Here is a 14,489-nt window from a genome sequence, read left to right as displayed (position 1 = left end):
TATGAAACCCATCGCTGTTGCCGACTATACCACCGCTTACGGGCTGCCGCTGCCGGCAGATCCGTTTAGCTTCCTTTATCCCTATCCGACAGATCTGATCGTGCTTTACCTGTCCAAGATCAACGTGATCCTCTTCCAGGAGACGGATGCCCGGACGCAATCCATCCAGATCTTCCGGCATGTTTTTCTCAAGCCGGGTGACAGGCAGCCCGACTACGAACAGGTGGTCGACCGACTCCTGTCGCATGAGCACCAGGTTATCTTTGCGGTGCAGTCGATCGCCTACCTGATCCGGGAAAGCCTGACGCATTACCGTGCCGCAGAAGCGGTGACGACCGACCTCAAAGCATTCAACAAGGATCTGTTCAATACGATCCTCATTTACAATCATTTGATCTATCACACCGAAGGCACGGGTCTGGAAACACGCGAAGGGCTTTGGGAGATCGCGCTCCGGCAGCAGAACTATATCCGGGATTTCAACGCCTTATTCTATACCGCGCCGATCAAATTCCTGTTGGTGCAGCAATTTTTCGGCAGCAGCGATGAACGCAAAAAGATCATCAGTTCCTTTCAGCAGCGCCTGGGACTGGGCAACCTGTGGAATTTCGCCAAGACCTTCATGGAGCTCATGCAGCGGGTGCTCGGTGAAGAGCATACCGGTCAATATATTTTCCATCGCAGCGAGATCCCGCCGCAGGCCCTCGAAATTTTCAGTTACGACAAAACGCAGTCCAGGGACGAGATGTCCATCCATTTCGACCTCATCCCGCGGCCCTTTTACGCGGTGGATGACGAGCATATCGCCGTGATCGACTTCAGTTATTTCCGTTACATCCTGGACCAGGGCTTGTTCTGGTGCATCTTTCAATATTCCGGGCTGAACACCGGCAGGGACATTCAAAAAACGTTCGGCCTTTTCCGTTCAAAAATGGGCAAGGAATTTTTCGAGGAGTTCCTGGTGGGTAATATGCTCAAAGCGCTGTTTGACCGCAGGCATCACGTAGTTGCTGGCGAACCGCCATTCGAAGACTTCTGGATCCGCCCCAACCAGAAGGACCTGATCATCGTAGAGGTGAAAATGGCTGACCTGAACCCGAAGACGGGCGAGACATTCGACGTGGAGGGATTTAAAGCATTTATCCTGGATAACTATGCGAAACCCAAGGATACGAAGGGCGGCGCAAAAGGCGCCTATCAACTGATCAGGCAACTGCGCCTGCTCGAAACGGCCGGCCCCGCCATATTGAACCGCCTGAAATTAGGCAACCTGCAAAAGCTGAACGTTTACCCGCTGATCATCTATTCCGACCAGGCGCTGGACATGGTAGGCGTTAATGCGGAAGTACAGTCTGTATTCAGCGAACAATTAAGCGCAGCCGAAGCCCTGACATTCCATGTCAAGCCGCTCACGATGATCGGCATCAATACGCTGCTCGAACAATTTGCGTTTTTGAAGGCGGCACCGTCCAATCTGCTGGACCTGGTGGATGCCTACCAGCGCTATCTCCGCGGCAAGAAAAAGAGCTATGAAAAGCACGGCGGACCCTTCGCTTATTATGAACAGCACATCTCTTTTGCGGAATACGTAGCCCTGGTCAAAGGCCGCGGGAAGGATGAGCTGGGCAAGAACACCGCCGTTTTCCGCTCCCTGATCAACGCCGGACACTTCGGGCCGATCGACCAACCGCTTTAGACCCAGGGTACCGTTTCTTCATTGCCGCCCACGAATTTATTCAGCGAAATCCGGTTGGCGATCTTTCCGCGATAATCCAGTTCAAACAGGATCAGCAGTTCCAGGCAGTACAGCCCCAGGTGACGGATGTGAAACCTGTCCATGGAGGAAATGGCCCGCAATGTTTTACGCTTATTGTTGTCGGAATGTACGATTGTGTTCCGGACGCGCGTAAAAAGTTCCGGCAGGTCCGCTACGTGAATGCCCTTGGCTTTCAGGTCAGCCGTGATCCGCTGGTAGGCCGTCGGGACCTGCGTCGGTATGCTGGCCCGGTTAAGCAGGGCCCGCAGTTTGCCGGCAGCATCTACTTTCTGCCCTTTGGGCGACGGTCCGATCTGCCAGTTGTAAAGCAGCTCGAAGGCATTCTGCATGAAGACGATCGCGCCTTCCGCAAAACCGCTGTTATTGTTAGCTTCTACGTACCAGTGGATCAGCAGGTCGAGGCATTCCTGCGCAGCCGGGTCACTGGTCTGCCGGGTGAAACTTTGCCAGAGATCGCTCCACAAGGGGGAAGCGATCTCAAAAACGGGTGTATTCGATTATGACCGTTCGCGCAAGCTGATCAGTGACCTGGGACTGTTCCTGACTTTTCTGAACGGCAGGCGCTGTTACCCTTGCCTGATCCGGGCCTGGAGCAGGGATGGCCTGGCCTGGGAGGACTGCTCCTCCTATCATGTGGATCAATATAAGGAAGAATATGCCTGGCTGCCGCAGCGTTACGACAGCCGGCCGGCGCTTTCCTGCACTTTAAAAATAAAGGGATTATTGATTACCCCCGTCACGCTGCCGTCGGCACCACCGATATGAGTGATCATGGCCTGGCCATGGGTTGTCCGCTTACCGGGGAGGTCTATGTTTTTGACATCAAAGTCCAGGGTATAGCGGTCAATTGCGCCGCGGAAACGTACGCCGGGACGTGGCCGCCAGCTAAAAAAGACTTCGCCATCGACGGGCAAGGTTCCGGTTTCCAGCTGCAAGCTCAGATCGCCGCGATAAAGCAACACCGGCTCGTTGACCCCAGGCGCATAACCATCCGGTCCGATCAGCAAAGGCAAACGCTTAAAAGCGGCTTGTATATCTTCCATCTTCATGCATAAATTGTCACTAATGTACCAAAAACTAAAGTTTCATTTTCGGATAAGACGCAGGAAAGCTATACTTACATTAAGTTAAGGGCTTGGTTTTTAGCCCTCCACTCTTGCAGATCAAAATATTTTCTTTAACATTGATAAAATATTGCATAACTTTAATGTAATGATCTCCCCGTCATGGCCGTGTATAAAAACTCATCGGATGCTGAACGGGTCGCCCTGCTAAAGGGTGATGACCAGGCTGCGTTCACCGAGATCTACCGCCGTTACTGGAGCCTGATCTACGCGCATGTCTACAAAATGCTGCGCGACCGACCAGCCGCTGAAGACGCCGTGCAGGAAATTTTTAGCAGCCTGTGGCTCAAGCGCCAGGGGCTGAAGGATGCGGCTAACCTCAAAGGCTATCTCTACGTTAATGCCCGGAACCGGGTATTCAATCTCATCGAGCAGCAGAAAACCCGTCAGAATTACCTGGGCGCGATCGCCAAATACCTCAACGAGGAAGACCTCGCTACGCTGACCCTGATCGATGAAAAGGAATGCGCCGAATTGCTGGACCGCGAGCTCGCAGCGCTGCCGCCAAAAATGCGCGAGATCTTTGAGCTGAGCCGCAAAAGCGACCTGTCGCATAAAGAGATCGCCGAGCGTCTGGATATCTCGGAGCATACCGTAAAGAAACAGGTGCAGAACGCGCTGAAGGTGCTGAAGCCCAGGCTGCACGATGCCGGCCTGAGCATCGCGATTATCTTATTCATGCGATAGGCTCTTACATCAGCTGCTCATTTTTCCGGCTGCGATCTTATACCAATTTTTGGTGGCGAACGAAGATCCATAGATCGGCGATGTCTGCTCATTTAACTTCGATTAATGATAAAAGGAATAATCATTCGATTCCTGTTGCAGGCGAACCGTCACTATGCTATTTTTGGAAGTCAATCTGTTCGCTGATGAGTAAACGCCTGCTGCTGATCTGTTTTTTTATTCTTTTTTCGTTAACTGGACATAGCCAAAACTCCGGGGCGCTCCGATTCTTTCCAGCGGGAACCCAAGCCATGTTGAACATCTCTTACGCACACGACACGCTGGAAAAGCATAAGCTGGATATTTTTATGCTGCCGGGAACTGGCAAGCACCCTGTTTTAGTATGGCTGCACAGCGGTGGCTGGCGGGCCGGTAATAAACAAGGGGATATGCATTATATGCCCAATACGTTGAAAGCCCTGGTCAAAAACGGCTATGCGATCGTTGACATCAATTACCGTTTTAGTACCGAAGCTATATTTCCTGCGCAAATCATTGATTGTAACCAGGCCAGCGGGTACATTTATGATAATGCCGGCAGGTATCATTTAGACCGAAGGCGAATTGCGGTCATTGGATTTTCAGCCGGCGGCCATTTGGCTGCCTTAGTTGGTTTATCCAACAACAACTTCATACCCGATTTTTTCCTGCACATCAAAAGCCAAATTTCAGCATCAGGGTCGTGATTGACTATTTTGGCCTGTCAAATTTTTACCTCAGGCCTGACTCAGAATTTACAAGCCCCAAAAGCGGACCCGGGCTTTTATTTGGAGGCGCCATGACCAGCAAACCGGATTTGGTTAAACTGGCGACCCCCCTAAATTATATAGATAGCGCTGATCCGCCATTTTTGATCCTTCACGGTACTAAGGATGAATTAATGGATATCCGTCAATCTGTATGTTTAAGGGATTCGCTCAAAGCACATGCGGTAAAGGCTAAACTCCTTATCATTAAGAAAGCGCCGCATGGCGGTGCGCTGTTTGATACAAAACCGGTTGTACATGCTCTAGTCGCATTTTTAAACAAACATTTGAATTAAATGATCATTCTATAGATTGGTTTAGCGCTCAACACGAATGCAGGTAAGCGACGATTTTTGACATTTATAAGGTCTTTCGCCGGGCGATCTGCTGGATGGCATAGATCAATTTTCGCAAATTGGCTTTGCTGTTGGTCAGGATCACGCAGCCGCTGTTCAGTTCCGGGAAGGCGGACAGGTGCGCGGTAAACCCGATGGTGCTGCCGTTGTGCTGGATGTCGCGGTAAGTGCCCGTATGGCGGACACCCCAGGCCAGGCCGACATTTCCCGCGGTAGGCTGGTGGCTTAATTTTACGGCAGGCGCGGTCTCCCTGATTTGCTGGTCCAGGTAAATGAGCATATCACCCAGCGTGGCATGGATGTCACCGGCAGGCCCGAACATCCCTTCTTCCTGGAATGGTATCCTGCGCCCATTCTCTCCATGCGGGATCGCCATCCTATTTTGTTGTTGCGCATTCAGCTCATAAAAGGTATGCTTCATCGCGAATGGCCCGGTGATATATTTTTTTAATAGGCTGGCATAGGACTGACCATACACCCGCTCCAGGATATGGCCTAGCAACGAAATGCCGAAATTGGAATAATTATACTTGTAACCGGGCAGGGTGTCCAGCTTTACCCGGTGCAGCGCAGCATAGAACAATACGGAGTCGTAGTCCTTTTCCGGTGCCAGCGGATTAAACCCCGGCTGCGTACCGATGTCGTCAGGCAGTTCGGGCAAGCGGGACGTATGATTGGCCAGATCCTGTAAGGTGATGGGCGTGCCATTATAGGCTAAATTAGGATAATCGCCTGTAAGATATTTGCGGATGTCATCGCTCAGCGCCACTTTTTTGTCCAGTACGGCTTGGGCGAGTAAAGTGCCGGTGAAAGTTTTGGTGATCGAACCGATCTCCAGTAAATGATCCGGGCTGAGCTCCCCATAAAAATAGGCATAGCGCCTGCCATTTTGGATAAAACCGATGGCCACCCCTTGCGCGTTCGGGTTGCGGTAATATTCCCGCGCCGCGCTGTCCACCGACAGGTCAAGCGGTGTTTTCATGGGGTTACTGCTGTTAACCGCTTTGGGCTTTTCCAGCAAAACCAGCGGTGCATTGGACATGCCAAAACCGCTGATCTTCCTGGCGGCTGTCACTTCCAGGTTCAGGCGCAGATCCCGCGACTCCGCTATCAGCAGGTAGGTAAACTTACCGTTCAATTCGCCAAGCAGGGAATCTTTCAGGATATTACCCGAATTACGGTTGCCCCGCAGAAATCCCGTTAATTGGCTTTCGGTAATATGGTTGGAAAAGGCGGTGTCCGTTAACTGGTAGATGCCTTTCAGGTCGTTATGATTGTACTTGGACACAAATGTGTCCTTCAGCTCATCAGCTATGCGGTGGTCACGCACCTGGGCAAAACCGTTAGCGAAACAAATGGTAAGTAATAATGTCCATAAAAGTTTCATAGCGCAATTGATGTTAATAAAAGACGCGGTACAGCAAGATACGTTACAAATAGTTTTCCTCAATCTCCGGATCACTCGCTCTTCAAACTTTTCACCGGGTTGACCAGTGATGCGGCCAGCGCTTTAAAGCTGATAGTCGCTAAAGCAATGAGCACCGAACCGGCGCCACCGGCCAGGAAGATCCAGGCGCTGAGGTTGACGTGGTAAGTATACTGCTGTACCCATTGGTGCATAAAGTACCAGGCCAGCGGGCTGGCGATGGCAAAGGCGATTAAGACCAAGAGGACAAACTCCCGCGAGAACAGGTAAATGATATGCGATGCGGTTGCGCCCAGTACCTTGCGGATACCGATCTCTTTCACCCTTTGCGTAGCCATAAAGGAAGCCAGGCCGTACAGCCCGAGACAGCTTAAAAAGATGGCGATACCGGCAAACAGCTCGAACAGGTTCGATAACTGCCTTTCCTGCTGGTAAAATCCGGCGATCTTGTCGCTGAGAAACTGGTATTCGAACGGGGACTCGGGGTAAGCCTTGGCAAACAGGGCTGCGACCGCTTTGATCGTAGCCGGCATATCATTGGTCGCTAACTTCAGCCCGGCATTGTTATAGCGGTTCGGGTGGTTCAAAAAGAAAACCGGCGCGATGCTTTCTTTGAAGGAGGCGGAATGAAAATCTTTGACCACACCAACGACCAGTCCTTTGGTATAACCCTTCCATAAGTTGATTTCTTTATTAAGGGCATCTTCCGGCTTTTTGAAACCCAGTTGCCTGACGAAAGTCTCGTTCACCAGAAATTCCCTTTCCGGTGTAGCCGCCTGTACATTCCGGCCGGCTACGAGCTGTAGATGGTAGGTATCGAGGTAGCTCGCATCGATGGATTTTAATACCGAGGAGAAAGGGGTTTCCTTTGCGCCGTGGTCAAAGCCGACCGGAGTCCACCAGCTGTCTTCTTCGGCAGGCGAACTACTGCTGAAGCTCACGCTTTTGACCCCTTTAACCGTCAGTAAGGTGTTCCGCAAATAATCCAGTTTGCTGTTGCGGGCGCTGTCGGGTAAAAAGCTCACATTGATTATGGCGTTCTTTTCAAAACCCATGGCGCCATTTTCGAAATAGCTTAGCTGCCTGACAAAAATGAAACAGGCAATGATCAGACCCTGCGCGATCACGAACTGCAGCACCACCAGCATGGGGCGCAATGACAAGCCTTTACCGCTTTTCTGCGCAACCTTGTTTTTCAGCGCCGTGATGGGATTAAAACCTGACAGGATCACCGCCGGATAGGCTCCGGCTAATAGGGTTACCACAACCGTAACTGCCGAAAGAAAAGGCAGCAAAACAGACAGCGGGACTTTGAGCAGGGAAAGCGGGATATGAATGATGCGGCCGATCTCTTCCGCCGTAAAGCCTACCAATGCAACCGCTAAAATGATAGCACCGGCAACCAGCAAAAATGTTTCGGTCAGGAACTGTACCCGAAGCTGGCCGCGGTTACTGCCCATTACCTTACATACGCCGATCTCTTTGCTGCGGTTCACGGCCTGGGCAGTGGCCAGGTTAACAAAGTTGACACAGGCAATGATGAGGATGAACGACGCGATCAGCCACAGCATGTCCACCCGCTGGCCCGAGATCTGCTTACCGGAAAAATTGCTCACGCCCGCATAGGCATTTTGCGCGTCGTAATGCACCGCGGCCAACGGCTGCAAGACCTGCGTCGTCTTGTCATCCGGCTTACGAAACTTGCGCGAAAATGCGGTCAGTTGCCGGTCCACCCCGGTTACGGTCATGCCCGCCGGCAATAATACATAGCATTGCTGGTGGCCTGTAATAGAGGTCCAGTCTGTAGCTACAGCATGTTTTAAAAGCCGTGCCGGCAGGATCAGCTTTAACTGGAAATCGGTCTGCCCGGGCACATCCTCCACGATACCGCTTACCGTTAACGTAAAATCATTCGCGATCTTCATGGTTTTACCCAGCGCGCGCTTCCAGTCACCGAAGTACAAGGCCGCCGTACTTTTAGTCATGGCCATGGAGCTCGGATCGTTCAGCGTAGCTTTGGCATCACCCGCCAGCCATTTAAAATCAAAAATTTCAAAAAAGGCCGGGTCGGCAAAGAACACGTCCGTTTTCAGGTTCTTTTCCACCTGCCCGCCGGCTTGCAGCGATAAAGCCGGCACCTGGGTATAACCGCTGATGTCGGTCACTTTTAAACCCGGTATCTCCGCCCGCAGCGCATCCGGCAAAGGCGCCGGGACACCTGAACCCATCGCCGGGTCACCCGAGGCCGCCGGCGAAACGGTCAGCACCCGGAAGATCCGGTCCTTCTGCGTATGGAAACCATCATAGCCCGTCTCGAAACTGATGATCATAAAGATCACCAGGAATACGGCAACGCCGACACCGAGCCCGGCCATATTTAAAAAGGTGTAATTCTTGTTACGGAAAAGCGTACGATAGGCAGTCTTAAAGTAGTTTTTCCACATGGCGGTTGACAATAAAAATGATCGTTCTGGTTAATATCGACAAGCTTCAATTGCGGTGCCATTATTATACTCATTAACAATCAATATATTAATCTCTAAAACCTAATTTTTGTTGTCCGTTTGTGATACAGCGCCTGTACGCTTTTAAAACTGTCGTTTTTTACTTTTACTGGCCCGCCCGAATGCATGGCAGCCGTTTTCGCTAAGGCTTACTGTTCACCAGTTGTTCAAGCATTTGCTTGGCATTATCATTAGGGATATGTACCGCTGTATCATTCCGAACAGGTAACGGGTCGATCTGGCCGCTGGCTGCAAACGGCTTTGCGAACGAAAGATATAACAAAAGGAATAAAACCTGAAAGAGACGGAGACGAGTCATAAGCGCTTTTTTAAGCTGGCACTACAAAATTAGCAATTCGTCCTGTAGTTTACTAAGATAGCTCCATAGCGTTATCATCAGCATCGCAATTATTTAATTGGTCAAATAGCGATTGATTTCAGATACTTAGGTATTTTTGTTAAATTCCCGTTAATTTTATTTTAATTCCATCTACTCCCAAACGCCCGCATCACCTGTTTTATATATACAAACGCTAAACAGGGTCATGGACGAACAGGACATCAAAGCACTTATTGCCCGTTACAATAACGGAACGGCTACGCCCGACGAACGGAACTGGTTGGATAACTGGTACCGCGCGGAAGCCTCCAGGCAAAAACTGTCGGCTGAGGAATTACCCCAGCCTGAACAGGAAGAGCGGCTGTTGCAGGGTACGCTGAAACGTGCTGGTCTGTATCAGCAGGCGCCTGTTCGCCGGTTGTGGCCACGCATTATACGCTGGATGCGGTGGAATTTTGCCTTCATGTTTCGGGCAGCTGGAACTTTATCTTGCATATCAATGCCGCCAGTCCGCAGGCTTATTTTGAATTCCTGATGAGCCGCATCTGCAGCATGCCCAACGTGGCGCATGTAGAAAGTCATATCGTGCTCAAAGAATGCAAGCGCTATGACCCGATCCGTTTGGGCAGCGCTTCCTGATCAGGTAAGCCAAAGTCCCAGATATCTTCGAACTTCTGAGAAGTCAGGCAATATTGGCTGGCAAGTCATCTACTTTACTTCAACGAATTAATTATCTTCGGTTTATGAAAAAAATCCTCCTGACCCTTAGCTTATTTATGGTATTGGCCAATGCCTATGCCCAGCAGCAGATGACCTCCGATACGCTGGCCGTTCCTGCGCGTTATCAAAATATTCACCGCCGAAGCCCGGTGCTGTCTTGCCTGTTATCGGTGTATATTCCCGGTCTTGGCCAGGTTTATAACAAAGAATACGGCAAAGGGGCTATCGTTTTCGGAACGACGGTGCTGTCCCTGGGTGCAGCTGAGATTTATCACAGTTCCAGAACGCATCCCGAAAATGGGGTAACTGCCGCATTGCTCGCGCCCCTGTTTGCCGCTTACCTTTATAGCGCGATTGACGCGCCGGTCAGTTCGGTGCGGCTTAACCGGTCATATCATTTGGGAAAGCACCCCCGGGAATTATCGGTGCTGCAATTTGAACCTGCTATGCTATCAGCCGGGACGGGAAAATACACCGCCGGTCTTAGCCTGGTTATCCACTGAGCCTTTGAATTTTGTTTTACTATGAATTAGCTGTATCCTGAAAAATTGTTTCTTTCTACGCGCTTGATGCCCACTGCCATGAAAACCAAAGTTCCTGATTCTTTGTTAACTGAAACGTATGCTTAACAATCCCGCACTGCTACAGATTATTCGCGATGGTGGCCTTGTACAGCCATTGGATATTTTCCCGGTCTACCGCCAGGAGGGCAATGTGTATGTGGCTACATCAGCCTATCGCTTATACGAAGGCTACCCGGCTGAGGAAGGCGATGACTTTGAAGAAAGGCTGGACAAATACCTCGAATATGTCGAGCTGGAGGGCGCGGAACATCCGGGCTTTTTGGGCGAGCTGCATTTCCAGGGCAGTACGGCTTTCGAATGGAAATACAGCGGGACCGCTTTAAGTGAAGCGGAAGTCTTACAGGTGGTCGAACTATTACAGGATAACCAACCCACCTTTTTGCGGGGCAATGATCCGGATACGGAATTGAGTTTAACCTATGACCGGTTTAACGAGCGTAAATACATCCAGCTGATGCCCGACGAGGGCCGCTTCCTGGTTTTTGTTAATGGCGGTTTTGCAGCTGAAATTGAAATGATGGAAGAAGATTGGGAAATCACCGGCGGCGATTTGCCGGATGCTGCATTGGAATCGGAAATTCTTAAACGCATCCGAGCGCAGCACTAAAACCGTACATACAGACGTTCGTTTCTGTTACAGTCTGAAAATCTCGTTTAATTAAGTCATTATCGGTCAATTATTTATAGGTTTGGAACAAAAATTGACTTGTAAAGCCCATTGCATTCCTTCATCTTTCATATCGCCGCTAATGACCTGCTTCGGCTGGCGGCAATTTGTTGTGCGATTACCCTGTCCATATTATTAGTATTCGCCAGGAAGCAAGCGCCGGCTGCTGCCCTATGGTTGAGCCTGGCCCTGGTGGTCATGGCCCTGCATTTGGCAGCCTTACCGGTGGACTTTTCATTGGCATTGGGGTCCTTGCTCTATTTTTTTACCCGCAACATCGTGTGGCCGGAGCAGCTTTTTCGCAGCAAAGACTGGGTTCATTTCAGCGTGGTATTAATCAACCCGCTGCTGCCCGCATGGCTGGTAACTGTTGCTATTCTCGTTTATTTGTATCTGGCTTACCGGCTCATACAGCAAGCTTACGAGCGCATGCAGCCCGTATTGATGGACAGGGCCCGGTCCAGGTTCCGGCTGCTGCAAACATTTTTGTATTTGTTTGCTGTCAGCGTTTTGTTGTGGTTATGCAGCGATGCTTTCGCGGTAGCTTCCGCCGCGGTATTGGTCGTTATCGCAGCGCAGGTGCTTGTAAAGCCTGGGACAATTATCGCCATGCCGCAGCCAAACCGGATACCCGACGACCTGCGTGAAAAAGGCCGGTGGCTGAAGCGAACGGTAAAGGAGCGGCGTTTATACGAAGATCCCGACCTGACCCTGCCATCGCTGGCCGCTCAACTGACCCTGCCGCTACACGAATTATCGCGCATCATCAACCTGGGCCTCAAAAAGAACTTCAACGATTTTATTGGTGAATTGCGGGTACAGGAAGTAGTGCGGAAAATGAAGCAGTCCGCTTATGACCAGCTCACCCTGCTGGGGATCGCCTACGAATCAGGCTTCAATTCCAAGACGACCTTCAACCGGGTCTTTAGAGAAGTGACCGGGAAAAGCGCTGCCGAGTACAAAAGTGAGTTGACTAAACAGCGCCCAAGTTATAATCCGGGCCTTCCGCAGCGCCTGGAGCCGCTATCATTGCGTTTAAATATCAAACGCAGTTTTATGATAAAGAATTACATCAAGACCGCCTGGCGCGGTTTACTCCGACACAAATCGCAAAGCATTATTAATATTTCAGGGCTGGCCGTCGGCCTGGCCTGTAGTTTGCTGATTTTGCTATGGGTGCAAAATGAATACAGCGTCGACGGATTTTTCCAGAACAGCAGCCGTTTGTTCAAGGTGTATAAAACCAATTACGATCACCATGTACCCTCCGGTTCTTATGAACTGCCCGGTGTCCTGGCCGATGAACTGAAAAGGGCGTTCCCGGATATTGAATATGCGACCAATATCGGCTTCGGCGAAAACAGCGCTTTCCAGGTGGGCGACAAAGTCGTCAAGATGAACGGTAATTCGGCCGAAGCCGATTTCTTTAAAATGTTCAGCTATCCGCTGCTGGCCGGTTCAGCGCAGACGGCACTGAATTCGCCGGATGCCATTGCCATTTCCAGGCACATGGCAGAAATATTTTATGGCAATCCTGCGCAAGCCATTGGAAAGACGATCCGTTATCAAAATCAACGGGATTTTAAGATCACCGCCGTTTTTGAGAACCTGCCTAAAAACGCATCACAGTCCTTTGATTTCCTGACCAACTGGGATACTTTCCTGCATAACAATCCCTGGGCGAGGGAGATGGGGAACACCGGGCCACAGGCCTATGTCATGCTACGGCCGCAGGCAAATGTTGCCGCTGTCAACGCCAAGATCGCGCATGTCTTTGACCTCTATTACCATATTAACCGTAGCACGGCGAACTGGTATGCCGATATCGCTTTGCAGCCTTATGCCGAGGCTTACCTGCATAATGACCTGGCCAGCGGCAAACCCGCAGGCGGGCGTATTGAATATGTACACCTGTTTAGCCTGATAGCTGTTTTTATCCTGTTGATCGCCTGTATCAACTTTATGAACCTGTCCACCGCGCGTTCGGTTAAACGGGCAAAAGAGGTGGGTGTCCGCAAAGTGGCAGGTGCCTTGCGCGGTTCGCTGATCGGACAGTTCATGACGGAATCTTTATTGGTCACCCTGATCGCCGTGGTCTTCGCGCTGGTATTAGAATGGTTGTTATTACCCGGGTTTAACCAGATCACCCAAAAGCAGCTGGCCCTGCCATTTGCACAGCCCGGGTTTTGGCTGATTACTGCCGGTGTCACGCTTGTCACGGGCCTCGTCGCCGGGAGTTACCCGGCCTTCTTTTTATCAGCTTTCAAACCCATTAAAGTTTTAAAGAGCGCCGTGAAATTGGATACCGGCACCCTTTTCTTCCGGAAGGGCTTGGTCGTATTCCAGTTCGTGTTGTCGGTGGTGCTGATCACCGGCACCATCATCGTTTCGCGGCAAATGAATTACCTGGCCTCCAAAGACCTGGGCTACGACCGCGAGAACGTGGTCTACCTGCCGATGGAAGGACAGCTCTCCTCCCAATACGAAGTTTTCAAGAATGAACTATTAAATAAGCCCGGCATATTGGCCGTCAGCCGCGTGAGCTCTGCGCCGGTTGACATTTATGGCAGCAGCCCAGCGGTAAACTGGACCGGTCATGACAGCACCTCCAACATCATGTTTACCCGTGCGTTTATTGGCTATGATTATTTCAGGACCATGAAGCTGACCTTGGTGGCAGGACGTGAATTTTCCAAAGCCTACCCGTCTGATAGTTCAAGCTATATCCTGAATGAAACGGCGATCAAATTAACGGGCTACAAAGAGCCTATCGGTCAGCCATTCGCCTATATGGGAAAGCGGGGAACGATCGTCGGCGTGGTTAAAGACTTTCATTTTCATTCGCTCCATGAAGCGATCGGACCGATGGTGCTGGCCGCCGGTGAAAATGACCCGTCCGGCGTGGTCTTGGTGCGAACCCAGCCCGGCAAAACAGCGGCAGCGCTTACCCAAATTGAAAACCTGAGCAAAGCATTAAACCCTGCCTTTCCACCGGTCATTTATTTTGTCGACCAGCAATACCAGCTGCTTTATCAAAATGAACAGGTCATCAACAGGTTAGCCGATATTTTCGCCGGGCTGGCGATCTTTATATCCTGCCTGGGCCTTTTAGGCCTGGCGATGTTTACCGCCGAACAGCGTGTTAAAGAGATCGGTATCCGCAAGGTGCTCGGTGCGGGTACCGGTTCCTTGTTTGCGCTGCTGTCCGCTGAATTTATGACGCTGATCGGCATCGCGATCGCTATTGCCCTGCCATTGGCCTGGCTGGTGACGCACGGCTGGCTGCAAGGCTTTGCCTACCGGGCGCCGCTGTCCTGGTGGGTCTTCGCACTTTCCGGCGCTGCGATCATCTTGATCGCGCTGGTCACGGTCAGCTTTCAGATCATTAAAGTGACGTTAGTCAACCCGGTCAAAAGCTTACGGAGCGAGTAACCGTTATTTTCAGCTGCGCGAGGTGTAATTGTTTTTAGCCTGAAAAATGATTTATGCGGCCCGGATGTTCCGGGCCGTTTAATAGCG

Annotated in this window: 13 protein-coding genes; 8 read left to right on the top strand and 5 right to left on the bottom strand. The window is 50.9% G+C overall.

Features of this window, described 5'->3' with window-relative positions; genetic code table 11:
* The first annotated feature begins 1 nt into the window (after position 1).
* The gene (locus tag BLS59_RS17105) at positions 2-1,696 is read left to right on the top strand and encodes a hypothetical protein (RefSeq protein ID WP_091150828.1); all 1,695 of its coding nucleotides are present in this window, start codon (positions 2-4) and stop codon (positions 1,694-1,696) included.
* Here BLS59_RS17105 and BLS59_RS17100 read toward each other — a convergent pair.
* Both BLS59_RS17100 and BLS59_RS17095 read right to left on the bottom strand, forming a co-directional pair.
* The gene (locus tag BLS59_RS17100; RefSeq protein ID WP_091150826.1) at positions 1,693-2,241 is read right to left on the bottom strand and encodes a hypothetical protein; all 549 of its coding nucleotides are present in this window, start codon (positions 2,239-2,241) and stop codon (positions 1,693-1,695) included. The genes BLS59_RS17105 and BLS59_RS17100 overlap by 4 nt on opposite strands.
* Positions 2,242-2,451: 210 nt before the next feature.
* Positions 2,452-2,826, bottom strand: coding sequence for a hypothetical protein (locus BLS59_RS17095; RefSeq protein WP_091150824.1), 375 nt, complete (start codon positions 2,824-2,826; stop codon positions 2,452-2,454).
* A 177-nt stretch (positions 2,827-3,003) separates the two neighbouring features.
* Here BLS59_RS17095 and BLS59_RS17090 point away from each other — a divergent pair, with 177 nt between their 5' ends.
* The 3 genes from BLS59_RS17090 to BLS59_RS17080 all read left to right on the top strand — a co-directional run bounded on the left by BLS59_RS17090 (position 3,004) and on the right by BLS59_RS17080 (position 4,669).
* Positions 3,004-3,588, top strand: a complete 585-nt coding sequence (locus tag BLS59_RS17090) for an RNA polymerase sigma factor (RefSeq protein WP_091150822.1) — start codon at positions 3,004-3,006, stop codon at positions 3,586-3,588.
* A 185-nt stretch (positions 3,589-3,773) separates the two neighbouring features.
* A complete protein-coding gene (locus BLS59_RS17085) occupies positions 3,774-4,313 on the top strand; it encodes an alpha/beta hydrolase (RefSeq protein ID WP_162842669.1) in 540 nt (179 codons plus the stop codon).
* Positions 4,310-4,669 carry a prolyl oligopeptidase family serine peptidase gene (locus BLS59_RS17080; protein WP_091150818.1) on the top strand — a complete coding sequence of 120 codons (360 nt, stop codon included), beginning with the start codon at positions 4,310-4,312 and terminating at the stop codon, positions 4,667-4,669. The genes BLS59_RS17085 and BLS59_RS17080 overlap by 4 nt, the downstream gene beginning before the upstream one ends.
* 64 nt (positions 4,670-4,733) lie before the next feature.
* On the opposite strand, the gene BLS59_RS17075 is transcribed toward BLS59_RS17080, so the two are convergent.
* From BLS59_RS17075 to BLS59_RS31655, 3 genes are all read right to left on the bottom strand, one after another.
* Positions 4,734-6,116, bottom strand: a complete 1,383-nt coding sequence (locus BLS59_RS17075) for a serine hydrolase domain-containing protein (protein WP_091150817.1) — start codon at positions 6,114-6,116, stop codon at positions 4,734-4,736.
* Positions 6,117-6,187: 71 nt separating this feature from the next.
* A complete protein-coding gene (locus BLS59_RS17070; protein ID WP_091150815.1) occupies positions 6,188-8,599 on the bottom strand; it encodes an ABC transporter permease in 2,412 nt (803 codons plus the stop codon).
* A gap of 202 nt (positions 8,600-8,801) precedes the next feature.
* Positions 8,802-8,978: a hypothetical protein gene (locus tag BLS59_RS31655; protein ID WP_162842668.1), complete on the bottom strand. Its 177-nt coding sequence runs from the start codon at positions 8,976-8,978 to the stop codon at positions 8,802-8,804.
* A gap of 441 nt (positions 8,979-9,419) precedes the next feature.
* Between BLS59_RS31655 and BLS59_RS17065 the strand changes: the two genes are divergently transcribed.
* From BLS59_RS17065 to BLS59_RS17050, 4 genes are all read left to right on the top strand, one after another.
* On the top strand, positions 9,420-9,638 hold the full coding sequence (locus BLS59_RS17065; protein WP_091150813.1) for an Lrp/AsnC ligand binding domain-containing protein: 219 nt from the start codon (positions 9,420-9,422) through the stop codon (positions 9,636-9,638).
* 104 nt (positions 9,639-9,742) lie between these two features.
* Positions 9,743-10,222 (top strand): DUF5683 domain-containing protein, encoded by a 480-nt coding sequence (locus BLS59_RS17060; protein WP_091150811.1) that lies wholly within the window; start codon positions 9,743-9,745, stop codon positions 10,220-10,222.
* A 118-nt stretch (positions 10,223-10,340) separates the two neighbouring features.
* Complete coding sequence (locus BLS59_RS17055) at positions 10,341-10,910, top strand: hypothetical protein (RefSeq protein ID WP_091150809.1); 570 nt, start codon at positions 10,341-10,343, stop codon at positions 10,908-10,910.
* A 111-nt stretch (positions 10,911-11,021) separates the two neighbouring features.
* Positions 11,022-14,402: an ABC transporter permease gene (locus BLS59_RS17050; RefSeq protein WP_091150807.1), complete on the top strand. Its 3,381-nt coding sequence runs from the start codon at positions 11,022-11,024 to the stop codon at positions 14,400-14,402.
* Positions 14,403-14,489 lie beyond the last annotated feature (87 nt).

Source organism: Mucilaginibacter pineti (genome assembly GCF_900101875.1).
GTDB lineage: Bacteria > Bacteroidota > Bacteroidia > Sphingobacteriales > Sphingobacteriaceae > Mucilaginibacter > Mucilaginibacter pineti.
Note: the sequence above shows the minus strand (reverse complement) of the source record. Positions and strands in the feature narration are given on the sequence as shown.